The sequence below is a fragment of the Bacillus sp. DU-106 genome, from assembly GCF_004799705.1.
Classification (GTDB): Bacteria; Bacillota; Bacilli; order Bacillales; family Bacillaceae_G; genus Bacillus_A; species Bacillus_A cereus.
The window spans coordinates 1,100,267-1,125,920 of record NZ_CP026607.1 but is presented as its reverse complement, the minus strand read 5'-3'; the positions used below and the strand labels follow the sequence as shown (position 1 = coordinate 1,125,920).

Sequence of the window (25,654 nt, the reverse complement as noted above, 5' to 3'; positions counted from 1 at the left end):
TAATTGTATTCGCATCCGCAAGAAAAAAACCTTCTCATGCACGCTAATTTTTACAATATTCTTCTCATCCCCTATTCGTTACCCCTTTATCATTTGGCATAAAATGTAGAAATTTTACTTTTTTTAGCGAATGCATTTCTTTTTTATGAAGTTTTTGTATAATATGTACTACATATATACTAAAAATTTCATTTAGAGATGGAGCCGATTTCAATGTTTGAGCAAGCGATTGAAAAAAAACGTGAAAAAATGATTTATTTTGCTGAACGCTATGGAATGACTTCTCAAAAAACAGTGGATTGTAGCCAAGAACTGGACAGGCTCTTAAATGTAATTTGTCATGTACATACGGATTTACACCCTAATCAAACATTCAAAACACACACGCAATAATGCGTGTGTTTCTTTTATTTCAAAAAAATACACATTTTATTGGAAACGCCCATACAATAGTAGAAAAGAAAATTTTAAAAACGAAGGGTGTTTTGTATGCCAGCTATGGTCGGACATATTCGTATCGTCAATATTGGATCAAGTGGTATTTTTCATATTGGAGATGTATTTGCGATTAGGCCTATTAGTTACTCACGTGCTTTCGCCGGGGCCGGCTCTTTCAACGTTGGAGATAATGTTTCTGTCTACAATTATCAAAGTGCAACGACTGTCAACGATTCAGATGTAATCGATCAAGCGATAATTGGCTCAACTTAAAGGAGGCAATTGCATTGAATTTTTATGTAAACCAAAGTATCATCATCAACAGTATTAAAATTGATAGCATTACAACCTCTTCTGTGTTCCAAATTGGTACTGCCGGAAGTATTAAAGCCCTATCTAAATTTTCAAATACGGGCGGATTTACGGAGCCGCTTCGCCCATTACAGGCGAAAGGACAAATTATTTCTATCAAACCATCAACTAGTTCTTCTTAAGACATCCTTGTCATAAATATATAGCAGGAATATTTTTACCCTCCCTATTGAAAAGGAGGTTTCACAAATGAATCAAGATATATATACTTACTTACACCAACTTCAACAAGCTCTTCAAACACAACAAGCAGCCATCTTGAATTTAGAAGATCAAGTGCGCCAACTCCAAGAAGAGCTTAACGAATTAAAAAATCGCCCCTCCTCTTCTGTAGGAAAAGTGGAATACAAATTCGATCAATTAAAAGTCGAAAATTTAAATGGTACTTTAAATATTGGTTTAAACCCATTTTCAGCAAAAGGACAACAAATTGAAGATTTTCAAGTGGATACAGAAACATTGAAGGTAAACCCTGAAACCGAAACAAACCCAGACTTTTATCAAGGTATCCTCCAAGAAATGCATCGATACTTAGATGAAGAAGCATATAATCGTATTCTCCATTTTGAACAAGAAGAGAGAACACCGCTTGATGAAATGTATCGACAAATGATGGTGGATGACATAAAAAAACAGATGGAGCATCGACTCCCTTATTATTTATCACAAGCGCAATCATATGAAGGTATTTCAACAGATCCAGATTATTTACGAGATATCATTATTCAGGCAATGAAACAAGATATTGACAAAGCCTTTCTCTCCTTTATTCAGCACATACCGGGAAATTTTCGAAAGGAGTAAGTATGTATGAACCTTAACGTTGTAAACCGTGAGTTAAAAGTCGGACAGATTAAAATGAACGGTGTATCGTCGTCCGCACTCTTTTTAATTGGAGATGCAAATCTCCTCATTCTATCTTCTATTCTCGATACACCATTTGAAACAGTTACAGAGGGTCCATTTGTACCATTAGTAACAGATGTCCCTCCTACTCCAGGTTAAGGAGACTGAAAAATTATGTTGCATCATGTGTCCATTGTCCAAAATGTTTCTATTATTTCTTTAGGGATTACTGCCGTATTTCAAGTTGGAGATGCAAACCAAATGGAATTAAAAAGTAGAGCTATTGCCGTCCACCGTGAAATTCCTTTTTATATACGGGGAGAAGGTCGCTTTGATGCTTTTGAAATCTTTACAGATGAACACATTACAATTCCAAAACGAACGACAGATGTAAAATTAAATATTGTAAATGAATGCCCTTTTATTGAAGTGAATAACGTTGAATTGCGGACACTTTTAAATTCTGGTTGCTTTCAAATTGGAAATGTTGATTATGGTTTTAATAACTCTCGTATTATACAAATCCGCCAATATATTACGGATGAACCTTCCGCACAATAATTCATATAGTAATTAAAAAGCTTAGTAAAGTAGGTGGATAGTATGCCTTCAGTTGTAGGAAATCTCGTCGTGCAAAACAGTAACGGCTCTTTCAACTTAGGAGATTTTTATAACGTATCTCCGAAAGAAAACACGAAAGCCTATAACGGATCTGGAGCTTCCAATGTTGGGTTTGTCGTGAATACGTTTAACGGTGTTAGTGCAACGAATACATTTGATTCTGATGTGGCAGATCAAGATCAGATTGGAACAGCGTAAAAAAAGTAGGAGATATTCTCCTACTTTTTTCTTTTATGTAATTCAAAATTATTAAAATGAAATTTTAATAAGCAAGAGCTTCACTGTCCACAAATAGTGGTATAAACACGTAAGTAGTGAAGAGGCACTATTTCATTTTATTTAAATGATAACCCACTCTCCTCCAAAGCCTTCCTAAGCTTCGGCAAAGACGCAGGTCCCATACCATGCAGTTTTAAAATTTCTTTTTCACTATATTTTGAGAGTTCTTCTACAGTTTGAATTCCACGGTGCTCTAATGCCCTTCTTGCTGGCGCTGAAAGAAGAGAGAGAAAACCTTCTTTTGGTTTTCTCTCTTTCTCACAGACTGGGCAAGTTGGACAATCGTTACTTTTATAGTACTCGTGTCCCTGTTCACAAGTTCTTAACGTTTTTTCCGTTACCATTTTCAAGCCCCTCTATTCTTCAATATTTACAACGTGATTCCCATCAAAGAAGTATAAACATTTCTCTTTTACAGGATGTTGTAAGCTTTTCTCCAGCGCTTTTGCATATAACGAAAGCTGCACTTTATATCGATCCTCTAAAATTGGTTTCGCTTGATCGAATCCGCCTGGGAATTTCCCTTCAATCGTATCTGTTTTGAAGTCGATTAACGTAATGCCATCTTCCTCTTCAATCATGCAGTCGATAACCCCTTGGACAAGAATCGTTTCTTCACTCTTCCCTTGCCAATCTTGATATGCTTCTTCTGCTGCAAGCATCATCGTAAATGGTACTTCACGCTCAACACTTTTCGCCGCTAATACCCTTTTACCTAAGTCACTGTCAAAGAATGAAATTACTTTTTCAATCGCTATTTCTTCCGCCTGCTCGAATGTTAATAATTCCTTATTTACCATTCCAGCAATTTGCTCTTGAAGAACTTCAACCGTAATCGGCTTCTTCAAATCAACATGCTGCATAACGGCATGGACTGCTGTTCCGCGCTCTGCGTACGTTAACCCTTTTTTCTCCATAAAGCGCGGGCGTGTTTTAATTGGTGCACGTAGTTTTTTAATAAAGGCGTTATCGCTACCTTCTTCAGATTGATAATTTCTCTTTATTTCTGTAACAGATTGCTTCGCACGATGAGATGTCGCATCCTCATATCCGTACTTCCACATTAATCTGTCGTACACTTCTTCTTTCCGTTCACTTTGCAGGGGAACAGCCTTTTTCTCACGAAGCGCTTCTAACAATTCTTGTTTCTCTTCTTGAACTGGCTCTGGTGCAAGTAGTGTGTTACCGTCCACAACTTCTACTTTCCAGCTAGTGTCATATCCGTAAATTTCATCTGGAATACTTCCTTGTCCTAATTCAAGAAGCATTTCACTATCACGGTGTCTATATAATGAAGGTGCAATCCAGTCTAAATAACAAGACGCTCCGGCACGTATGTGATCTGGTAATAACCATTCACTATGTTCCCTCGCATCAAGCCATTTTTCCATTTCCTTATTTGCATCCTTAACTGTTCCGATTAAAATTAACTTCTCTTTCGCACGCGTCAATGCTACGTATAGTACGCGCATTTCTTCCGCAATTAATTCCATTTTCATTTTACGCTTAATCGCAAGCTGTGATAATGTTGTATATTTAATTCGTTTACGCGGATCGATAAATTGCGAACCGAAACCGAAATCTTTATGCAGTAAGAAACGCTTCATTAAGTCTTGTGTATTAAAACGACGACCGAGTCCAGCTACAAATACGACCGGGAACTCTAGCCCTTTACTTTTATGAATCGTCATAATGCGAACAACGTCTTCTTGTTCACCTAGGGCTCTCGCCGTACCCATATCATCACCGCGTTCTAAAATACGTTCAATAAAACGTAAGAAGCGGAATAATCCTCTAAATGATGTTGCTTCATATTGTCTTGCGCGGTCATATAGTACGCGTAAGTTTGCCTGCCTTTGCTTTCCAGCTGGTAAACCGCCAACGAAGTCGTAATAACCTGTCTCACCGTACACTTTCCAAATTAAATCAGAAAGTGATTGTTGACGGGCGAATTCACGCCATCCTTGCAGTAAGTTATAAAACCACTCTAATTTATCATGAAGTTCTTGCTCCTCTTCAAGCGGTGCCCCTTTTAAGAATGAGCTCATTACTTCATAAAACGAGCCTTTCTTTCCATGAGCACGAAGCGTTGCAAGTTCTTCATCGCTCAATCCAACGATTGGGGAACGAAGTACAGCGGCAAGCGGAATATCTTGCATCGGATTATCAATAACGCGGAATACGTTCATCATAATATTTACTTCCGTCGCTTCAAAATAACCAGTCGCGAGGTCAGCGTATACTGGAATTCCTTGTAATTTTAACTCTTCCATAATTTGCGGGGCCCACGGCATGGAGCGAAGTAAAATAACGAAATCGCGATATTGCACCGGACGCATACTATCATTTTTACGGTCATACACTTCATAACCGGAATCAACCATCGCTTTAATGCGCTGCGCCATAAGGCGAGCTTCAAGCTGTGCTTTTTCGACTTCTGCACCTTCTTCACCGTCTATTACTTCTTCTTCCGTTTGCTGAATACATAATAATTCTGCTGCTACATCTTCACCTTCTGGATAGGTAGCACCTAGCTTTAGTTCGGCGTCAGCATCGTAGTCAATTTCCCCAACTTCTTCGCCCATAATTTGTTTAAAAATAAAGTTCGTACCTGCTAGTACTTCATGACGACTACGGAAATTTTTCGCTAAGTCAATCTTCATTCCGCCGCCCAACCCTTCTTGTGTGAAGCGTTTATATTTTCCTAGGAATAATCCTGGTTCTGCTAGTCGGAAACGATAGATCGACTGCTTTACGTCACCAACCATGAACAAGTTTCCTTCACTCTCAGAATCTTTCGTTACGAATTTAATAATGGATTCCTGTACAAAGTTCGTGTCTTGATATTCATCGACTAATACTTCAGCAAATTTATTACGATATTGGAGCGCCACTGCTGACGGATTCATTTCACCATTTTCACTTTGTTCACTTAAAATTTGTAAACAGAAATGCTCTAAATCTGTGAAATCGACCATTCCTTTATCTCGCTTCATCGCTTGGAAACGCTCTGTAAATACTTTTACAAGTTGAACAAGCTTTTCTAATACTGGGTGCATATCTTGAAAATCTCGTAAGAAACTTTCAGGTTTGCGGCTAAATAACTCTTCTTGTAATTTCTTCACTTCATCTTTCGCTTTATTACGAAGAGAGTCTACTTGTTTTACAACATCTTCATTGTAATCACTTTTCTTAATACGCTTTAACGTTTGCCACGATACGTTTTGCATCGCTTCATACACACTTGTCCACGACTCACGAGCAGCTGATGATAGCGTTCCAAGTAATGCTACATCTGCTTGCAGGGTTTCAATGCGAGGCGCTGGACCGTCAGGAAGCATTGCGAGTTCAGTTGCCTTACGAATATGCTGTTCCGCTGTTTCAAGCTGGAATTTCACATCTTCTAATAAATAAGAAGCATATACTAAATCCTCAATTGTCTTTCCTTCTACGTCATATGCTTCTACTAATTTATCAAGCCATTTTTCCGGATTTGGATGCGCTCTTGATTCTGTATGAAGCGCTAAAATCATACGTTGTAAGTCATCATCACTACGGTCACTCGTATAACGATCAACGAGTTCAAAGAATATCGTATTATCTTCGATGCCATACTCTTCTTCTAATATGTCATCTAGCACTTCTTCTTTTAACAATTCATTTTCTGTTTGATTCGCAATACGGAAACGAGGATCAACATCAAGCATGTAGTAATATCCTCTAATTACTTGTAAACAGAATGAGTGAATTGTTGAAATGGAAGCTTTATTTAATAGGCTCAGCTGCTTTCTTACGTGTTGAGAGCCTGGTTCATCAATTAATACCTTTTCTAACGCTTCCCCGATTCGGTTTTTCATCTCTTGCGCTGCTGCATTCGTAAATGTTACAACGAGCAGGCGGTCGACATCGACTGGATTCTCTTCATTAATAATCTTTTTAATAATACGTTCAACTAATACTGCTGTTTTACCTGATCCAGCTGCAGCAGCAACTAAAATATCACGTCCGTTCGCTACAACAGCTTTCCACTGGTCATCTGTCCATTGACTACCTTCTGGTTTTTTAGGCCAATTTTCTATCATTCTCCGCCAACCTCCTCTCTTATTTTCTCCATCGCTTCGCTATCTTTCATATCTTTTAACGATCGGAACTGATTATCTTCCAGTGACTCATCAAATTGACAAACAGATTTGAAGTTACAGAACGTACATGCTGCTTTATTCCCCATTTTATAAGGAGCAATATCGATAACACCTTCTGTAATATCTTTTCCGATATTTTCAAACGTATGGTGTACATATTTTTGCAGTACGTTAAACTCTTGCTCACTTGCAATACTTGAACGCGCACTAAAGCTACCGTCTTTTTTCAGGCCAGCAGAAATAATATCTGAGCTTCCTGTTGAAAGTTTGTTATCCATTAAACGAACAACGTCAGCATCTCCTAATACGAGTCCTTTCATTTTAAATTTCTTTAAAATTTCTTTTTCAATTTCAGCTTCCGTTGCGTCACCTTTCATCTCAACGATTGGGTTATGAATATGGAAATACAATACACCAGCTGGTGATGCTGCGTGGCCTTTTTTCATCCACGTCTGTGCATTCGAAGTAACAACATCTAAATACGTTAACATTTGAAGTGCTAATCCGTAATACACTTCCGTTAAATCTAACGCTTTTGAACTTGATTTATAATCAATAATACGTAAGAACGTCCCGTTTTCATCTTCTGCCTTATCAACACGGTCAATACGGCCGACTACTTCCATCTTTACACCATTTGGTAATGAGAATTCCATCGGCGGAAGTGACCCTGTACCTCCCATACCGAACGGCACCTCTAAATCAACTGGTACGAATCCGCTTGACTTCGCATGTTCACGAAGAATGATTGACGTACGGAAAATGATTTGTTGTAGTTTTTGTTTTAAATAGAAATGACGGTTTGAACTTAATAAAATTTGTCGTTGTAATAACGGCGCAATTTCTTCTATTACTAAAACAGAAAGATGCTCACACTCTTTTATGGATAAATCCGCCCAAGTGCGGTTTTCACGCAATAACTTGTCCGCAATTTTCTTTAATGCCGCATGGAATAATTCGCCGATGTCTGGCGCATCAAGCTTGAAAATATCACGCTCTCTAAGCGATAAACCGTGCTGCGCAAAATGAGCGTATGCACAACGATTAAATAGTTCCATACGAGAGACGCTTCCTTTAATTATATCTCCGTATAAATCTCTACTTACTGCTGTACTTAGTTTCTTCGCACGATTTCGATAGAATAAACTTGATAAGACGCGGCTACTTTTTTGTTTCCATTCATCTGAAGTTACGTAGAAATTATATACGTCCCACCAAAAGTCTAAATTCCCTTCAAATCCGTATCGCTTCCACGTTTGTAGTTGCTGCATAACGTAAGATAACGTTACTTCTGGCGTTGCTACATATGAAATTTGTTCTGAACGTGATAAATCATTTACGTCATTCGTAATAAATGAATCTTTCACATTAGGGAACATTCTTTTTATTTTCTTAATAAAGCTAGACGCAAGTAACGTCTTTCCTTCTTCATCTGCAAGCGGGCATGAAATGTATAACTTCTCAGATGCTCTCGTTACCATTTGATACATAACGAACTGTTCTTCTAACAAAGTTTGTCTCGTCGTTGGCGCTAATTCAATCCCTGCCGCACCAAGAACTTCTCTTTCCTCATCAGAAAGCATACCTTCATCCATAGGTGCTGCTGGAATGACACCCTCATTTACACCTATAATAAACGTTGCTCTCACATCAGATAATCTGGAGTGATCAATATTAGCAATTAACACTTGGTCTAATGACGGCGGAATGTTAGCAAATTGAAGTGCCTCAAGACCAGTCGACATAACGTCAGTAAACATAGAAAGAGACATTTTCTCTTCCCCAAGCATCTCTACAAATGTATCAAGAAGGCTCATTACTTCTTCCCATACTTGTTCATGATCTGTCGCAAATAAGAAATCTCCACTTTCTTCTGCACGTATACGTAATTCTTCTAGTTTTTTCGGAACATCCAGTTCTTCTAAAAACAAGTAAACTGCTTCACACATTTGCATAACTGTTCCTGCACGCTTTAACCTTTTTTGCATGCGAATAACAGGTGTTCTTACAACGTCACGTAGCCTATTTATTTTCTCTTCCATTTCACGTTCACTGTCTGTAATCATCCCGTTCGTATCATCAAGAGAACGATAACGGCGATACATCCATGGATCTTCAGCAGTCCATCTCTTTCCTTGTACACCGTACGCTAAACAGTAATTTTCAAATTCATCCATTTCTTCACGCATCGTTTCTTTTCTTACGTCTAATGGATATAAAAGCTCTGTTTTCACGCAGCGGAACACCGCATCATAACGCCAATTCCCACTAATAATCTCGAGTGCAGAACGAATACATTCTACCAATGGGTGGTGTGACATTGGGCGCTTTTCATCGATGAAGTGCGGGATATTGTAATCTGTAAATAACGTTCGCATCACATCGTAATAACTTTCCCCATTACGAAGAAGCACTGCAATATCTCGGTAACGATATTTTTCATCCGCAACAAGTTTACGAATTTCACGAGCAACACCTTCTACCTCCGCTCGTAAATTCGCAGCTGTACTAATCGTTACACTCGCTTCACCGTTAAATTTTTCATTCGGACGCGCTTCATAATGAGCTTCTAAATGCGCTAATGCCGGAGAATGAAAACGCGGCTGTTCCATAAGTGGAATTGTTTTTTCAATTTCTATTTTCTCTTCACGCGCTACTTGTTTTATTTTTTCATACGTTAACGTCGTTTCATAAAATAAATCGAGTTCATTTACTGGCTGTGCTAACGTTTTTTCATCTATCGTTAACGTGATCGTAACTCTCGCTCCGCAAATCATAAGCTGTCTTACAATCTCTAACTCTTGCGGGGAGAATGAATGAAATCCGTCTATATAAATTTCCGCACCATTTACATATTCAGACTGCGGAAGCTTTTCCACTAGCAATTGCAGGTAGTCTTCTGAATCTAAATATTTTCCAATTAAAGCACGTTCAAAATCATCGTATAACAGCTGTAAATCATACACTTTATTCGCTAGTAACTTTTGTTCGGCACTGCTACTATGCGCATCTAATTGTTGCCACATTTCATATACGTTAGATGGCGTTACATTGTAACGTTTAAACTCTGCAATCATACTACCAAGATGTTCAAAGAAACCGTTTTGCTCCGCTGCTTTTTGGAACACCAATAATCCATCTTTACGAGACTCTACAATTTTACGGAGTAACATATGTACACCAGCTTCATCAATATGAAGACGACTCGCTCCGCCAACTTCTTGCAGTACCTTCCACGCTAATCGTGAAAAACTAAAAACTTGTGCCCGAATAGAACCTCTTACATCCTCACTTCCAATTAACGCCTGCTGCGTCTGGAATGTCATCTGTTCTGGCACAAGATATAATATTGTTTTCCCTCTCGGGCGTTGTTTTAACTCTTCTTGCACTTCGCGTAAACAAAGTGTACTTTTTCCACTTCCCGCTCTACCAATCACAAATCGAAGTGACATGTAACCCCACCTTTCACTTACATAACGAACGTTAGTTTGCTACTATAATTGTATTATAGGACACGAAAAAAGACAAACTGAGTTGTTTGCCTTTTTCTATACTTCTATCTATTATATCAACCTTTTGAAAAATTCGTTTGCACCTCTTGAATTGGCCAATATCGCAAATCAACTTTACCGACGACTGTATCAGCTTTTACAAAGCCAAAGTGTCTACTATCCCAGCTCCCGAGCCGGTTATCACCTACTACAAAAATAAACCCAGGTGGCACCAGTTTTTCTTTCGTTAACTCTTCTAATGTAAAGTCGCCTGTTAGTTGCCTTCCGTTTATCTCTTTCTTATACTTCTCTAAATACGGCTCATCAATAAATTGACCGTTTATATATAACTTATCCTGCTTATATTCAATATGATCTCCAGGTAAACCGATAATCCGCTTTACATAGTCCTCTTTTTTATTCGCATGAAATACCACAACGTCAAATCTGTTCAAGTCCCCAACTTGATAACTCACCTTATTTACAACTAGCATATTGCCATCTTGCAATGTCGGCATCATTGACTTCCCCTCTACAACATACGTTGAAAAGAAAAACGTTCGAAAAAATACAGCTAATAATACACCAATTAAAATTGTTCGTATCCACTCCATGCCTTCTTTTTTCAAAGTTTTCTTCATCTGCTTCTCCCCTTATCCTTTAATACTGAAGCTTTCCTTTACAAAGAAGACTATTCTTAATGTAGTTCTAACTTTACTTCGATTTTCTTACCGACATACCATAAAATAAAAATACCAATCGCTACAATAACTGATTTCACCGGATTATGAATAAATGACATTAAATCATGACCGATATACGTTAAAATAAAAATCATCACAAGTTTTCCGAATGCTAACGCTAGACCAAACTGTTTTACACTAATTCGGGATAAACCAGCGACAACATTTATGAGCGCTGACGGTGTAAACGGAAAACAAAATATAACAAAAATCGGTGCGAATCCTTTCCTTTCAATCCACCCCATTGCTTTTCGTACTCTCTCATGCTTATTTACAAACGAAAAGAAACGACTGCGACCAAAATGGCGGATGATGAAAAAGACAAGTAATGCACCCATTACTGATCCAAGCCATGAATAAAGAAAACCGAGCCAAAAGCCAAATGCAACAGCATTCGCCAGTACAAATACGATAAGCGGTAATGCTGGAATCAACGCCTCTATCATCGGTAAACCAATACCAAGAAGTGGTCCGAACGCTTTATAACTCTCAACAATATGATCCATATTTTCTGGTGAAAAATACTCTTTGATTGTCTGAAAATCCATTCTACACTTTACCCCTTTACTCTAAATACTATCCCTACTGTATCATTGCTTATATGAAAGAGGAAATGGTAGATACGACATATGGAGATGTATTTATTAAAGTTTCCATATCTTTCATAAGAATTCCTTCATTATTTAGCTATGATAATCTATCAATATTCGACAGGACGTGTCATTCGTTTTGTTATTTAGATTGTTTTTTTGATTTTTTCGGTAAATGAAATTACAATGGTGATTTTCTAAATATAACAATTACAACTCGGTTTTTCTAATATATCGCCTTACCTACAAAGACTGATAAAGTGAAACTTTAATCAGTGGGGATTTTGTTGATCCCCCGCTTAACTTCTTTGCTTTCGCTGAATTTTGAGGCGGGGGTCTTACTGCCCACAAATAACAGGATAAACAAAAAAGAATGGGGATTCCCCCATCCTTTCACACTTCGCCTTCCTTCACAAAATACACACTCTCATAAGCGGGTCTTAATGTTGATTCCTCTTTTTTATCAACCTCTTTAAAACAAGGATTCCCTTGTTTTTTCCTACGATCTTCATATTCAGTACGTAATTTCGCTGTACGATTTTGTTGATTTTCAAAACTAGTTTTTGATATCTCTAATTTCACAGCAAAGCCATTTATAAATCTAATAATAAGATTTCCATCTTTTAATTCTTTATTACTTTCAATATAAAAATGAGACAACCAAGCACACTCTTTTCTAGAGTAAGAATAGGTAGGGAAAAAATAAAGTTGATCTGCTGGACTAATCGCAATCGGTGCTTTATGTGTAATATGAGTTAACTCTTTCGTTCCTTCTTTTCTGCCTAAGAAACTAGAGCCATGCTTGCGGCAACTTCTTTCTATAATATCTAGAGGTTTTTGAAATACGAAAAAAGAATCATTCATTTCAACGACTCGCGTAACAATTTTCTTTTCACTTAGAATAACAGGAAGTAAGGCCATCGTATTTTTCGTTACAACATAATTTTCGACATAGCGTTCCACTTTACTTTCCATACTCCATTATCTCCTTTTTTCCATTTATATTAGCAGCTGCATATATAATTTTAGCATCTATGAAAAGGAAATAGCTTACAAGTTCCGCTTTTTTACAATTTTTTATCATTTATCAAACATTTGTTAAATAAAAAAATCACGATATAGTAATGTTTTAATTTTAAAGTTATAAAAACAGCATTTATACTACCTATAAATATTTATTACCCCTTCCTATTTTCACATCATGAAAACAATTAACTTTGCTATAATTAAAATGTAAATCCAATATATGGAGGGCCACTATGGAGGAAAAAGAGATCCAACCATCGATTCAAATGAAAAATAGTAGCGTCATTATCGTGAAAAACTCAGCTAGTATTATATTCGGTTTATTTTTCATTCTGCTATTCTTTGCTAAACCGTTTCGTAAATCAAAATGTCCAGAATGTAAAAAACGTGAGAAGAAAAAATCAGGACAAGAACAATAAAAGGCCTTCCTTTATGGAATGCCTTTTTACATTTGTAGTATCATTTTATTTATTCTTCTCCCTAAAAAACAACTATATTTTCTCCCAAGGTTCCCTACATCTTTTTTGATTTGTAATATGGTCCTTATATAAAACATGAGAAAGAGTATTGGTACTTGTTACCCGCTTTTAATTTTTATTAAACACTTCAAATTTGTACATCTTTATCCATCACTAACAATTCGTTAATTAGTTAACTTTGTAATATAAGTTTTGTATATAATGTCATTCAAAAACACAATATATATAAGTAGCTATTTATAATTACATTGCTTTTTATCGAATTCCAAAAAGGAGCTGTATACTATGGACAAAGAAAATCTCTTAAGCCAGCAGGTTAATAGCATCCCCTCAGATGCCCTGAATACCCCTAGCAAGGAACAAGAACAACTGTTAGAAACATCATCTCAAAACGTACAAAATTCCAACAACAACACTAACAAAAAAGATGTTACTCAAGGTCTATCTGGAAAAGATTTCCCCATTTCAACAGAGAATACAAATTTATAGTTATTTACTATCATACGCAGTAAATGCCCTTGCTGAACTAATTCTTCTACAAAAACTAATACGCATTCCAGATAATTTTTCACCAGTTGTAACATAGAAAAAGAGATTTAGATATAAAACAAGACTCTGAAAAAACTTTCTCCACAACAAAAAAGGATGGCATTAGCCATCCTTTTTTCTATCATCAACTATAAAATTATAGTTTGATTACGTTTTTAGCTTGAGGTCCACGGTTACCTTCTTCGATTTCGAAGCTAACTTTTTGGCCTTCTTCTAAAGATTTGAAACCTTCAGTTTCGATTGCAGAGAAGTGTACGAATACGTCGTTTTCGCCTGGAACTTCGATGAAACCGAAGCCTTTTTCGTTGTTAAACCATTTTACTTGTCCTGTTACTGCCATGATTATTTCCTCCTAAGAAAATACAAATTTTTAATTTTTTAGTCTTCCTGTCTAAAAAAAGAATCCACACATTATCAAATACGAAACATAAACTAGTTCTCACATACTTTTTCTCGTTCGTTTCCAGCACTTGATAACATATGGATTGCTTAATTTAACTATTCAACTGACATCATCATAGCACATTAAAATAAAATGTACAATCTTTTTCGAAAATAGAATTTCTAATTTTTAGTATTTCTTATAAAATATAATTATCTCTATTCTAAATAAGGAGGAGTTTATGACCAATAAAATTCCTAGAAAAACATTAAAAAGAATTGAAGAGGATATTGAAAATAATAATCTTGGAAAAGCAAGGGATAGATTGCATGGCCTCATCTTTACATACCCAAATGAATTACATCTTCGAAAACAACTCGGAGATATTTATTATAAATTACAATATCCAGAAATGGCTGGACGTTACTGGTATCTAGAGGAGCATAAAACAGACATTATGCATGAATCATGTTTATTATTTGAAAAATCAATGGGAAATAGTCCTCATCATATTGCACGTGCTTTAAAGTTTAAAGGCGATTCTAACCATATAAAAGGTTTGTATAAAGATCAACCTTTATCTTCAGTGCAGAAGAAAGTAGCAGAGGAGTTAATTTATGAGTATAAAGAAACATGGCAAGATAAGCTAGTTCCTTTTTGCTGTCTAGCATTGCTTGCTTCCCTTCTCTTTTCTGCCGTTGTTGGTTTATTTACTATTTGGAATTGGATTTTTTAATCACAGGGGGAATTTTCACATGTCAAACTACGCTAAAGAAGAAAGGCTAACAGGGGGAAACGTCTCAAGCGTATATCGTTCTGAAAATACTGTTCGGCGAGAGTTAAAGCCAGGAAATGAAAAGATTCATAAGTTATTGCAACATTTAGAAAACAAAGGATTTCATTATGCTCCAAAGTTTTTAGGTGTAGATGAAAAGGATAGAGAGATTTTATCCTTTATTGAAGGAGAAGCTGGCAATTATCCTTTAAAAGAATATATGCGATCTAATAATGTATTAAAAGAAATAGCAAAGATACTCCGCCTTTACCATGATGCTGTAAGTGATTTTCTGTTATTAGATGATTGGAAACCGATGGATCACACTCCAAATAACATTGAGGTTTTATGTCACAATGATTTTGCCATATATAACATTATTTTTAATAATGAGAAGCCAGTAGGGATTATTGATTTCGATGTTGCTGCTCCTGGTCCAAGACTATGGGATATCGCTTATACACTCTATACTTGTGTGCCTTTAAGTAGAGTGTATTATACAGAATCCGGTGAAGCCGTTCATTATGAATCATCGCAACATGCAGATCGCATTAAAGAGAGAATGAATTTGTTCGTTCAGTCCTATGATAAAAATATGGATGAAGATTACTTAGGAATGGTGTTGCTTCGATTAGAAGGATTATGTACATATATGAAACGAAAAGCGCAAGAAGGCGACTTGAATTTCCAAAGAATGATTGATGAAGGACATCTAGAGCATTATGAGAAAGATATGAAGTTTATTCGTGATCATAGGGCTGAGTGGAGTTGATTTAGTAATAAAGAAAAGGAAGTATCGTTTTTTGCCGACAACTCACTCTCTCTTTTCGAATCGTTTAGAAAATAACAAGGGGCACCCTTCAAAAAGGTGCCCTTCCTTTTATTTCGTAAACTGTGCTTCTTCTGTAGATCCTTTTAACGCTGTCGTTGATGAAGTTCCGCCTGTAATCACTTGTGCTACTTCATCAAAGTAACCTGTTCCTACTTCGCGTTGATGACGTGTTGCAGAGTAGCCATGTTTTTCAGCTGCGAATTCTGCTTGTTGTAGTTCAGAGTATGCTGCCATGCCGCGCTCTTTATAGCCACGTGCTAGTTCAAACATACCGTAATTTAATGAATGGAATCCAGCAAGTGTTACGAATTGGAACTTGTAACCGTAAGATGCGATTTCCTTTTGGAAGCTTGCAATTGTTTTTTCATCTAGTTTTTGTTTCCAGTTGAATGAAGGTGAGCAGTTATATGCAAGTAGCTTCCCTGGATGCTCCTTATGAATTGCGTCCGCAAATCGTTTTGCATCTTCTAAATTTGGTTCTGACGTTTCACACCAAACGAGGTCTGCGTACGGTGCATACGCTAAACCGCGCGCAATTGCTTGATCAAGACCTGCATTCGTACGGTAAAACCCTTCTGGTGTTCTTTCTCCTGTAATAAATGCTTTATCAACAGGATCGATATCGCTCGTAATTAAATCAGCTGCATCCGCATCTGTTCTTGCAACGATAATTGTCGGCACTCCCATTACATCTGCTGCAAGGCGTGCAGAAATTAAATTGCGTACTGCTGTTTGCGTTGGTAGTAGTACTTTTCCACCTAAATGGCCACATTTTTTCTCTGAAGATAATTGATCTTCAAAATGCACACCTGATGCACCTGCTTCAATCATACCTTTCATCAGTTCGAATACATTTAATTGCCCACCAAATCCAGCTTCTGCATCTGCTACAATCGGTACGAAATAGTCTGTATCATCGCTTCCTTCCATATGCTGAATTTGATCCGCACGTTGAAGCGTTTGATTAATTCGTTTTACTACAGCAGGTACGCTGTTCGCTGGATATAAACTTTGGTCTGGATACATATGTCCAGAAAGGTTTGCATCAGCTGCTACTTGCCAACCACTTAAGTAAATCGCTTTTAACCCAGCTTTTACTTGTTGCATCGCTTGGTTTCCTGTTAATGCGCCAAGTGCGTTAATATAGTCTTCTGTATGAAGCGATGTCCAAAGCTTCTCAGCACCGCGACGCGCTAACGTATGTTCAATATCAATTGACCCGCGCAGGCGAATTACATCTTCTGCCGAATATGGACGTGTGATCCCTTTCCAACGCTCATCTAATTCCCAGCTTTCTTGTAACTTCTCGATTCTTTCGTTTTTCATTTGTTCCATCCCCTTTTCATTTTTTATAAAATTTCATAACCCGGTAATGTTAAAAATGGTACGAATTCATCATTTCGAACGAGATCTGTAAACAACGTTGTCGCCTCTTGGAATCTCCCTTTCTTAAAGGCTTCCTTACCAATCTCTCTTTCTATTTTTGCTAATTCTTCTTCTTTTAGCTCTTCCATTAATTCAAGCGTAATATTACGACCATCATTTAGTTTTCCACCTTCATGACGAATCCATTGCCATACTTGTGCTCTTGAAATTTCAGCTGTTGCCGCATCTTCCATTAAATTATAAATGGGTGCTGCTCCCCGTCCGCTTAACCAAGATGCAATATATTGAATACCTACGCTAATATTCATGCGAAGGCCCTCTTCTGTAATCGTTCCCACCGGTACCTCTAGTAAATCGTTTTCTGTTACACATATTTCTTCACGTTTTCTAAAAATTTGATTTGGTGTTTTCATAATGTGATTAAACACTTCCATTGCAACCGGTACAAGTCCAGGGTGGGCAACCCAAGTCCCGTCATGACCGTCTAAAGCTTCGCGTTCCTTATCAGCACGCACTTTTTCAAAAGCTGCTTCATTTGCTTCTGGATTATTTTTAATCGGAATTTGTGCCGCCATTCCTCCAATTGCTGGTGCATTACGGCGGTGACATGTTTGAATTACTTTCAAAGAATACGAACGCATAAATGGCGCCGTCATCGTGACTTGTGCTCTATCTGGTAGTAAGAATTTATTATGATTACGGAAACTCTTTAAAAAGCTAAAAATATAATCCCATCTTCCGCAATTTAAGCCAGCAGAATGATCTTTTAGCTCATATAAAATTTCATCCATTTCAAACGAAGCGTGAATCGTTTCTAGTAACACAGTTGCTTTAATCGTTCCGTTTGGAATGCCGATATATTTTTGAGCAAATACGAATACATCATTCCATAATCTCGCTTCTAAATAACTTTCCATTTTCGGTAAGTAAAAATATGGGCCGCTCCCTTTTGCTAAAAGAGCTTTCGCATTATGGAAAAAATACAAGCCGAAATCTACTAAACTACCCGACATATTTTTCCCATCAACTTGCATATGCTTTTCCTCTAAATGCCATCCTCTTGGACGTACAATGAGTACAGCTGTTTTCTCATTTAATCTATATTCTTTCCCTTTATCATTTTCATGTGAAATCGTTCCCTTTACTGCATCTCGTAAATTGATTTGCCCTTCAACTGCGTTTTCCCAAGTTGGTGCATTCGAATCTTCAAAATCCGCCATAAAAAGATGCGCGCCTGAATTTAAAGCGTTAATGACCATCTTTCTATCTACCGGTCCAGTAATCTCTACGCGGCGATCCTCTAAGTCTTTTGGCAGCTTGGCAATTGTCCAATCCGCTTCACGTATGTGTTTTGTTTCTTCTAGAAAATTCGGAAACTCCCCTGCATCAATTCTCTTTTGTTTTTCTACACGTTTTTGTAAAAGTTCTATGCGGCGCTCATTAAAATTCTCATGTAGTTCCTTCAAAAAACTAAGCACCTCAGGTGTCAATATTTCGTTGTACGCTGGTAACATTTCTCCAACGAGTGTAACCCGTGAAGTTTGCGTCGACATATTAGCATCCCCTTCTTAAACTGTTTTATAACAGATTTGATTTCATGTTTTATATTATATAACAAATCTTCAGAAAAGGAAGTTTTTTTCGAAAATTCATTTCATTTTTTTTCAAAACGCCATTCTTTCGCGCTTTATTTCATACAAAAAGGCCGCTGTTATACAACAACGACCTTTTTGTATTATTTTTAAATTTCACTTTGACTAGTTAAACTTTATTACTGCCCTTGTTCCATATCATGCAATATTGCTCTATGTAAAAACTGTGCGTATTGTTCTCTCGTTACCTTCATAGACGGACCGAATTTACCTTCTCCGATTCCCATTGTAATACCATTTGTTTGTACTGCACTAATTGCATTCGTTGCCCATGAATTTGTTGAAACATCATTAAAGTTATGAGATCCCTTCGCCTGTAAGTCAAAAGCATTCGTAAGAACTTGTGCCATTTCCGCACGCGTTAACGTCGCCTTCGGTCTAAAGTTTCCATTCTCGTCTCCCTGGAAAATTCCCATTTCCGTTAACGCCAATATCTCCTCGATAAAGCTTGTTGAATTTTCATCAATATCTCCATATGGGTTTTCATATTCATCTTGTTCTTCCATATCAAACACACGGTAAATTAAAGCTGCAACTTGCTCACGTGTTACATTATCCCCAAAACCGAATATTCCATCGCCATATCCCAAAATAATTTCTTGTTCCGCTAATTCATGAATTGCCTCATATGCCCAATGTCCTTTTGGTACATCTTTAAATACAATTGTATTTGTTTTTTGCAACGGTGCACTTTCCGCTTTTACACTGTTACTCTCTGCTGAGAATAATACCCCACCCATAATTGTTAATGCTGTAGCTGTTTTTAATAATTTTTTGCTCATCTAATTATCTCCCCAATATGTATATGTTTTTTTAAAAATATACAGAATAAATGGTATAGCGACAATATATTTTTCGACACATTTCGTGACGGTTTTGTGAATCATATTACACATCATGTCTTTTTTATCGGGTTGATTATAAAGCTTGTGTATAACCATAAAAATACATAAATACGAATAATAATTCTTTTTTAAACAAACAAAAAAGCACAAATATTTCTATTTGTGCTTTCATATTTCACTCTACTTCCAATCCTCTTTCAAATGATAATTAATAATCGCATTATTAATAAACTGAGCATATTGTTCTCTAGGTACAGGGCGATTTAATTCATACATGTCATTCCCAGTTCCTCTCACAACATTATTAGATTGTAACGCACTAATTGCATCTTCTGCCCAGTGGCCTTTTGGAATATCTTTAAATGTATGTTTTTGTTTCGTTTCAAAATGAAATGCTCGTTTTAAAATGACAGCCATTTCCGCTCTAGAGATTGGTGCTTTCGGCCTAAAATTCCCTTGGCCATCCCCTGAAAAAACACCACGTTTTGTTAACGCCAAAATTTCCTTTTTAAAAGTTGTTGTACTATCAGAAACATCTTTATATGGATTCGCTACTGGCCCTTCTTCTTTTATCTCAAGTGTTCTGTAAATAGTCCCAGCTACTTGTTCACGTGTTATAAGATCGCCAACACCATACTTCCCGTTTCCATACCCTAATATAATTTTATGATATGCTAAGTCCATAATGGCATCATATGCCCAAAATCCGTATGGAACATCTTCAAACACAATCATTTGTGGATACTCTTCCGCTTTTACAGGCGTCACATTCGTCCCTGCAAATATACCTCCTGCCATTGTCGCAATCATCATTACACCCAATATTTTTTTCTTCATTGTCCTCTCTCCCTATTTCATTCAAATAAAATGAACTTCATTGTTTCAGGAGTATTATTTTTTGGTGAATGTAAGATAAAATGTAAATCTTCTAGAAGAAATATTTCCACTACCTTTCTGCTTTATACTCCCTTCTTTCTTTTTCAAAAAGGAAGTTGTCACATCTAAGGTGTTATATACTAAAACATTCTACAATCTCTTTATAAACTCCTTTTCACTTTACAACTTCCCTTTATTGGCACCTAAAGGAGATACCTAGTGGAGGCTACTATATTCATGGTTTATATTTCAGAGGTAGCATTCCCCTTCACTGATAACTCGTTTTCGCTGAATTTTGAGGTGGGGGGTCTTACTGTCCAGCAAATAGCGGGATAAAAAAATCATCCTTTTTTCTTAAAAGAGGATGATTTTTTTTTATTTATTAACACTCAAATATGCTACTACTTTTGAAGAGTAAATTGGGCAACTATTTGTTTTAGTTTTCCTGCTGCGTTATGCATATGTTCAATTGAAACCGAAATCTCTTGAACAGATTTTTCCTGCTGTTGAATAGACTCTTTTACCCTATCAGTTCGGTCAGATGATCTTTGGGAAATTTGAGCCATGTCTTCTGCAGAAGCCGAGATTTCCTCACTACTCGCTGCAATTTCATCTGTAGACATAGATACCGTTTGAATTTGCTCAGATACTTGCTGTACTTTTTCTGTAATTGTTCCAAATACTTTTTCTGTATGCATTACTACTTGTGTACCTGCCTGTACCTCATTATCTACTTTCCCCATCATATGTACTGTATGGTTCGTTGTTCCCATAACTTGAGTAATAAGATTCTCAATTTGTTTTGCAGAATCACTAGATTGTTCTGCTAATTTCCGCACTTCATCTGCCACAATTGCAAATCCTCTACCACTTTCACCAGCACGTGCAGCCTCAATTGCGGCGTTTAATGCTAATAAGTTAATCTGGGAGGTAATACCTTGCATTACATCAATGATTTTAACAATTTCTTCTGATTGTTCTTTCATAGTCTCTACTTGTTTCACACCGCTATGTACCGAATTTTGGATTGTATCCATCTGTTGAATCATTTGTTTCATTAATTTGTTACCACTCTCTGCATCTAATGCTGATTGAGCAGATAATTCATTTACAGAGGATGATGTATTGACTATACTCTGCATTCCTTGTGTCAACTCTTCCATCGCACCCGCAGTTTGTTCCATTGCTTGCATTTGACTCTCTGCGCCATTTGCGACTTCTTCAATATCCATAGTGATTTTTTTGGCTGCACTACTAGATACTTCTGACGCAGATGCTACTCCGTCTGCATATTGGAATAGAAGCTGAATATTATTCTCTACTTCTTGCATATTTGTTCTTAGCCCTGCAATCATCTCATTAAAATTACTTACTAATACACCTAATTCATCCTTAGCAGTATAATCACCATGTACAGTTAAATCTCCTTCTTTCGCTCTTTCCATCATACGACTAACCGTTTGTAAAGGAGCAACTATAAGCTTGCTAATAATATAACTTACTATACATATAACGATTGTAGTAACTACTACAAGAATGATAAAGGTAATAACGGAACGATCAATCATTTTTTGCGAATCTTTAAATACTTGGTCAGCTAAATTTGAAACATACGATTCTAGATCCACTGCATAACCAGCTAACTCTATTCCCTTCGGTTTTAATTCCTTCTGAAATTCATTTACCATTTGCGGCTCGTTTGTTGCCTTCGCCTTTTCAAATAATTTCTTATATGTATCTTTATAACTTGGTAAAGATTTCTTCATCTTCTGAAACAGTTCATCCTCTTGCTTACTTAAATTAAAACCATCATCATATTCTTTTAATAAAGAATCATATTTTTTAAGATCCTTTTCAATATTATTAATTATTCCCTCTTTATTTGCCACTTCATTTTGTGATGCCGTAATTAACTCTAATAAGTTATATTCTAGTGAATTTTGTGTACGAAGCATTCCTTCTAATAAAATTGCAGAATATTGATAATCATCTACTACAACCTCTGTATCGTGCTTAATCTTATTAATAGAATTAATTGCTACACTACTCATAATTACCATACCTAAAACTGCTAATGAAATAAGCGATAATAATTTATATTTCACTTTTAAATTTTGTAAAAAATACATTTTTCCACCTTTATTCCTTTATATATAGATTTTTAGAATTTCATAGCTTATTATTTACAAAATCGCAATAAAAAGCAATGATAAATATTCCCAATATAAAACTTATATTTCTATAAAAAAAAGTAGCATAATAGCTACTCCTTTTTGCTTTGTTTCTCATATTGTTCAAACGTATGAATTCTTTCAAAAATTGGTGGGTGCGTGTATAAGAAAAATTTCACTAACGCAGGCGGATTTACTTGGCTTAAACTTGTTTTTGATAAATATTGAAAAGTTTTCACACCAGATTTTCCGTCCTTCGTCATATTTAAAGCATATTGATCTGCCGCTCTTTCTTCTATACGTGAAACATAGTTTGTTGCTGGTTGTGCTGCAAAAGAGAGTATAGAAGAAATTAAGAAAAATAAAGGTAAAATGGAGAAACATGCCACTTTTGAAATTTGCAATGTATCTCCCCATTTGCGAATACACATATTTATAATACGACTAATTAAAAACATACCTATAAACGATAGCAATACATAACTTGCAACGCCAAAATATATATGCTTCATAACGTAATGCCCCATTTCATGGGCCATGATAAATAAAATCTCTTTATCTTTTAACTGCTTAAGCGTTGTATCCCACATTACAATACGGGCGTTAGGGCCAATTCCTGTTACGTAAGCATTTAATGCATTCGTTTTTTCTGACATATTTACTTCATATACGTGTTTAGCAGGAATATCCGCTTTGTCTGCTATCGCTAAAATTTTCGTTTCTAATTCTTTATTTTTCAGCGTCGAGAAGTCGTTATAAAGCGGATCAATAACGACAGGCTGTATGAATGTTAAAAAGATTGTAAATGGAACAGAGAGCGCCCATCCTGCGAGCCACCATCTCTTCGGAAATTTACGGATAAGCCATAATAGAACGGTAACTACGATTAACATAGTCGCATAACTTTCCCAAAAACCGATAACATGATCTTTTATCCAGCTTTGTGTACTTTGCGTTGAAATGCCGTAATCAACGGACACTTTCCGGCCAATCCATTGCATCGGTAAGGCAAGCACTGTTGTCAGTAATGATAAATAAAAGAAATAAATCGCAACTTGCAAAACACTTATTTTAGTCGTTTCCTTCGACCATTTCTCAAACTTTCTTGAAATACCTAGCACAAGTACAAATAATAAAATAATCCATTCAAGAGGCGTCGCTAAAAAGTATAGTAAATTTTTCACGCGCGAATAATCTTGGCTTAGCGTAAGCTCTCTAGCACTCATAAACGTTTCTGGATCTGCACTCGTTCCCTTATACATGTCCGGAATAAGTTCATGATTCCATCCAAATAAATACCAATATATAAGTAACGCAAATCCAACGTACAAAAAAAGCGACCAACCAATAACCTTCCTCACGCTATTCCCTCCTCTATGCTGCCTGTCTATTATTATTGTAAGTTCGTACACGCTAAATTAGAACAAGCTTATTATGTGAATTGCTCGAAATCCTTTTATTTACATAAAAAACTCTTCTACATAAGAAGAGTTTTGCCTATCTTTAAACACTTTCTTCGGTTCACAATCCGTAATAAGGATCACACTTACAAACCAACACGTACCCTACTTGCTTTTTAGATAACATAAAAAGCCTCTTTAAGGAAGTACATCTATTAATAAACTAAAATCTTGTAAAGAGAAAGAACTATATTTCATAATACCCTGTACAGCTAAAAGTAAAACAAGACCGATCACACACATATAGTTAACGCTTTCTTCATTCTTTTTTTCAGTAACGACTCCACCACTTATACATAAAATCCCCAACAAATGGAGCGCTAAATACATGAAAAAGTAAGCTTCCTCCCAGCGCAAAATAACATTCACTGTCGTTATTAACACTAGACTAAGTAAAATCAAATAAAAAAACTTATTTGATGATATCGTTTCATTCATATAATTTTATACATCCCTTTCAAATTTCGAATTAATGATGTTTCAAAGCTATAAAGTAAATGATTGTTTTCATACCATAAAACAAAAGGAAAGCCACCATGACTTTCTCGAATACTTTATGAACCCACACATACTTCTCTTCATTCTTTCTGAAGATGCGCTTCATCATTTCTTCTACAATTAGACCAAATATTAGTAAAACCCCGAACACAAGTAAGAAGAGAAATAATATTCTCTTTTAAATGAGTACTAGAAAATAAGTAATACTCTGGAAACACAATCGTATCTACTACAGGTTGAATCCAATGACAAACGCTTTTATCACACATATCTGTAATAGACGTAACATCTATAATGTCTTTTAATATTTTTTCAACCGTCTTCTTCATCTTATTTACTCCCGACTACATCTGAAAAGCTCTTTTTCTGCTCTGCATATATAACTGGCACTTCTTTACTCCAATATTTGCGATTAACAAATAAAAAGATAAGTACTAAGTTTAATCCTGTTATAAAAATAATAAGTCCAGGAAAGAATGTCGTATAACTTGAGAAATCGGCAAAACTCATAATTTTTTCTCTACTTATTAGAAAAGACGCACCTATTACAAATGCATTATTTAACATATGTATTGCAATTGGCATGAGTAAACTTTTCGTACGAATATATACGATTGACAATACGATGCTGAATATGGCTGCACCGAGGAAATCAACATGTAACAACGCAAACAATATTGCTACAACGATGGTCGCTATGCTCGTTCCCCATTTTGTTGCAAAACGTTGAAGTAAAAATCCGCGAAAAACAAATTCCCCGATAATTGGTGCGATGAATACGACCCTAATGACTTGAGATACATATCCCCCAGTACTATCTACAATTGGTTCATGCAGGGCGTTCATAATAAAGTCCGGTGTAATCCATGCAAAACTATACATATACAAAATAAGATACCCGTAACTAAACATGCATAACATAACCGTAATGTATAAAACTTGTACCAAGTTAAATGTTTCATTTTTATTAACAAATAATGAAAATGAAATGTGGTGCTTTCTATACTCATAAGAAATCCATACCATCGGAAGGATATAGAATATAAGGATATTTATAAAAGAAGAATTTTGTATATGAAATATACTTGTTAGCAAATCGCCACTACTTCTCGCTATTAAAATTAATAGTGCAAATACAATTAAAAAATATCTAGCTCGCATCACTTGAAACGGGTTCACACTCATCTCCTCCCCTATGTTA

At 36.2% G+C, this 25,654-nt stretch carries 26 protein-coding genes and 2 pseudogenes; 11 read left to right on the top strand and 17 right to left on the bottom strand.

The window, feature by feature from the left end:
• Nucleotides 1–213: 213 nt before the first annotated feature.
• From C3Y97_RS05810 to gerPF, 7 genes are all read left to right on the top strand, one after another.
• On the top strand, nt 214–393 hold the full coding sequence (locus tag C3Y97_RS05810; protein WP_000462841.1) for an aspartyl-phosphate phosphatase Spo0E family protein: 180 nt from the start codon (nt 214–216) through the stop codon (nt 391–393).
• Between the two features lie 96 nt (nt 394–489).
• Nucleotides 490–711, top strand: a complete 222-nt coding sequence (gene gerPA / locus C3Y97_RS05805; RefSeq protein ID WP_001111187.1) for a spore germination protein GerPA — start codon at nt 490–492, stop codon at nt 709–711.
• A gap of 14 nt (nt 712–725) precedes the next feature.
• Entirely contained in the window at nt 726–932 is a 207-nt protein-coding gene (gene gerPB, locus C3Y97_RS05800) for a spore germination protein GerPB (protein WP_001012508.1), read from the top strand.
• Between the two features lie 67 nt (nt 933–999).
• A complete protein-coding gene (gerPC, locus tag C3Y97_RS05795; RefSeq protein WP_001070760.1) occupies nt 1,000–1,614 on the top strand; it encodes a spore germination protein GerPC in 615 nt (204 codons plus the stop codon).
• 6 nt (nt 1,615–1,620) lie between these two features.
• A complete protein-coding gene (gerPD, locus tag C3Y97_RS05790) occupies nt 1,621–1,815 on the top strand; it encodes a spore germination protein GerPD (protein ID WP_001052807.1) in 195 nt (64 codons plus the stop codon).
• A 15-nt stretch (nt 1,816–1,830) separates the two neighbouring features.
• Complete coding sequence (locus tag C3Y97_RS05785; RefSeq protein WP_000902324.1) at nt 1,831–2,217, top strand: spore germination protein GerPE; 387 nt, start codon at nt 1,831–1,833, stop codon at nt 2,215–2,217.
• 42 nt (nt 2,218–2,259) lie between these two features.
• Nucleotides 2,260–2,475: a spore germination protein GerPF gene (gene gerPF / locus C3Y97_RS05780; protein WP_001141566.1), complete on the top strand. Its 216-nt coding sequence runs from the start codon at nt 2,260–2,262 to the stop codon at nt 2,473–2,475.
• Nucleotides 2,476–2,612: 137 nt separating this feature from the next.
• Here gerPF and C3Y97_RS05775 read toward each other — a convergent pair whose 3' ends face one another.
• The 6 genes from C3Y97_RS05775 to C3Y97_RS05750 form a co-directional block, all read right to left on the bottom strand.
• Entirely contained in the window at nt 2,613–2,900 is a 288-nt protein-coding gene (locus tag C3Y97_RS05775) for an RNA polymerase alpha subunit C-terminal domain-containing protein (RefSeq protein ID WP_136363188.1), read from the bottom strand.
• Nucleotides 2,901–2,912: 12 nt separating this feature from the next.
• Nucleotides 2,913–6,638 carry a helicase-exonuclease AddAB subunit AddA gene (gene addA / locus C3Y97_RS05770; RefSeq protein ID WP_086401886.1) on the bottom strand — a complete coding sequence of 1,242 codons (3,726 nt, stop codon included), beginning with the start codon at nt 6,636–6,638 and terminating at the stop codon, nt 2,913–2,915.
• Entirely contained in the window at nt 6,635–10,150 is a 3,516-nt protein-coding gene (gene addB / locus C3Y97_RS05765; RefSeq protein ID WP_136363186.1) for a helicase-exonuclease AddAB subunit AddB, read from the bottom strand. Before addB ends, addA begins: the two co-directional genes overlap by 4 nt.
• 116 nt (nt 10,151–10,266) lie before the next feature.
• Nucleotides 10,267–10,830 carry a signal peptidase I gene (lepB, locus tag C3Y97_RS05760; RefSeq protein WP_000751919.1) on the bottom strand — a complete coding sequence of 188 codons (564 nt, stop codon included), beginning with the start codon at nt 10,828–10,830 and terminating at the stop codon, nt 10,267–10,269.
• A 56-nt stretch (nt 10,831–10,886) separates the two neighbouring features.
• Complete coding sequence (locus tag C3Y97_RS05755) at nt 10,887–11,480, bottom strand: TVP38/TMEM64 family protein (RefSeq protein ID WP_000347517.1); 594 nt, start codon at nt 11,478–11,480, stop codon at nt 10,887–10,889.
• Nucleotides 11,481–11,915: 435 nt separating this feature from the next.
• Nucleotides 11,916–12,497 carry a competence protein ComK gene (locus tag C3Y97_RS05750; RefSeq protein ID WP_000444443.1) on the bottom strand — a complete coding sequence of 194 codons (582 nt, stop codon included), beginning with the start codon at nt 12,495–12,497 and terminating at the stop codon, nt 11,916–11,918.
• Nucleotides 12,498–12,781: 284 nt separating this feature from the next.
• Here C3Y97_RS05750 and C3Y97_RS05745 point away from each other — a divergent pair, with 284 nt between their 5' ends.
• Entirely contained in the window at nt 12,782–12,967 is a 186-nt protein-coding gene (locus C3Y97_RS05745) for a hypothetical protein (RefSeq protein ID WP_000391373.1), read from the top strand.
• A 345-nt stretch (nt 12,968–13,312) separates the two neighbouring features.
• Entirely contained in the window at nt 13,313–13,516 is a 204-nt protein-coding gene (locus C3Y97_RS05740; protein ID WP_000356916.1) for a hypothetical protein, read from the top strand.
• 196 nt (nt 13,517–13,712) lie between these two features.
• Here the strand turns inward: C3Y97_RS05740 and cspA are convergent, their stop codons facing one another.
• Nucleotides 13,713–13,916, bottom strand: a complete 204-nt coding sequence (cspA, locus tag C3Y97_RS05735; RefSeq protein WP_000301522.1) for an RNA chaperone/antiterminator CspA — start codon at nt 13,914–13,916, stop codon at nt 13,713–13,715.
• A 283-nt stretch (nt 13,917–14,199) separates the two neighbouring features.
• Between cspA and C3Y97_RS05730 the strand changes: the two genes are divergently transcribed.
• On the top strand, nt 14,200–14,694 hold the full coding sequence (locus C3Y97_RS05730; RefSeq protein ID WP_000182392.1) for a DUF6584 family protein: 495 nt from the start codon (nt 14,200–14,202) through the stop codon (nt 14,692–14,694).
• Nucleotides 14,695–14,713: 19 nt separating this feature from the next.
• A complete protein-coding gene (locus C3Y97_RS05725) occupies nt 14,714–15,505 on the top strand; it encodes a phosphotransferase (protein WP_086692708.1) in 792 nt (263 codons plus the stop codon).
• Between the two features lie 108 nt (nt 15,506–15,613).
• Here C3Y97_RS05725 and aceA read toward each other — a convergent pair whose 3' ends face one another.
• The 10 genes and pseudogenes from aceA to C3Y97_RS05680 all read right to left on the bottom strand — a co-directional run bounded on the left by aceA (nt 15,614) and on the right by C3Y97_RS05680 (nt 25,632).
• Nucleotides 15,614–16,891 carry an isocitrate lyase gene (aceA, locus tag C3Y97_RS05720; protein WP_000787346.1) on the bottom strand — a complete coding sequence of 426 codons (1,278 nt, stop codon included), beginning with the start codon at nt 16,889–16,891 and terminating at the stop codon, nt 15,614–15,616.
• A 23-nt stretch (nt 16,892–16,914) separates the two neighbouring features.
• Nucleotides 16,915–18,504: a malate synthase A gene (gene aceB / locus C3Y97_RS05715; RefSeq protein ID WP_136363184.1), complete on the bottom strand. Its 1,590-nt coding sequence runs from the start codon at nt 18,502–18,504 to the stop codon at nt 16,915–16,917.
• Between the two features lie 218 nt (nt 18,505–18,722).
• Entirely contained in the window at nt 18,723–19,385 is a 663-nt protein-coding gene (locus C3Y97_RS05710; RefSeq protein WP_000038564.1) for an S-layer homology domain-containing protein, read from the bottom strand.
• Between the two features lie 243 nt (nt 19,386–19,628).
• The gene (locus C3Y97_RS05705) at nt 19,629–20,285 is read right to left on the bottom strand and encodes an S-layer homology domain-containing protein (RefSeq protein ID WP_000727102.1); all 657 of its coding nucleotides are present in this window, start codon (nt 20,283–20,285) and stop codon (nt 19,629–19,631) included.
• Nucleotides 20,286–20,725: 440 nt separating this feature from the next.
• Complete coding sequence (locus C3Y97_RS28440) at nt 20,726–21,517, bottom strand: methyl-accepting chemotaxis protein (RefSeq protein WP_404978265.1); 792 nt, start codon at nt 21,515–21,517, stop codon at nt 20,726–20,728.
• Between the two features lie 156 nt (nt 21,518–21,673).
• Nucleotides 21,674–22,453: pseudogene (locus C3Y97_RS28435) on the bottom strand (MCP four helix bundle domain-containing protein); the annotation flags it as partial.
• A gap of 134 nt (nt 22,454–22,587) precedes the next feature.
• Nucleotides 22,588–23,856, bottom strand: coding sequence for a M48 family metallopeptidase (locus tag C3Y97_RS05695; RefSeq protein WP_001233314.1), 1,269 nt, complete (start codon nt 23,854–23,856; stop codon nt 22,588–22,590).
• A 237-nt stretch (nt 23,857–24,093) separates the two neighbouring features.
• Nucleotides 24,094–24,393: a DUF2101 family protein gene (locus C3Y97_RS05690; protein ID WP_001006050.1), complete on the bottom strand. Its 300-nt coding sequence runs from the start codon at nt 24,391–24,393 to the stop codon at nt 24,094–24,096.
• A 31-nt stretch (nt 24,394–24,424) separates the two neighbouring features.
• A pseudogene (locus C3Y97_RS05685) lies at nt 24,425–24,782 on the bottom strand (hypothetical protein).
• A 1-nt stretch (nt 24,783) separates the two neighbouring features.
• Nucleotides 24,784–25,632: a CPBP family intramembrane glutamic endopeptidase gene (locus tag C3Y97_RS05680; RefSeq protein WP_001067988.1), complete on the bottom strand. Its 849-nt coding sequence runs from the start codon at nt 25,630–25,632 to the stop codon at nt 24,784–24,786.
• Nucleotides 25,633–25,654 lie beyond the last annotated feature (22 nt).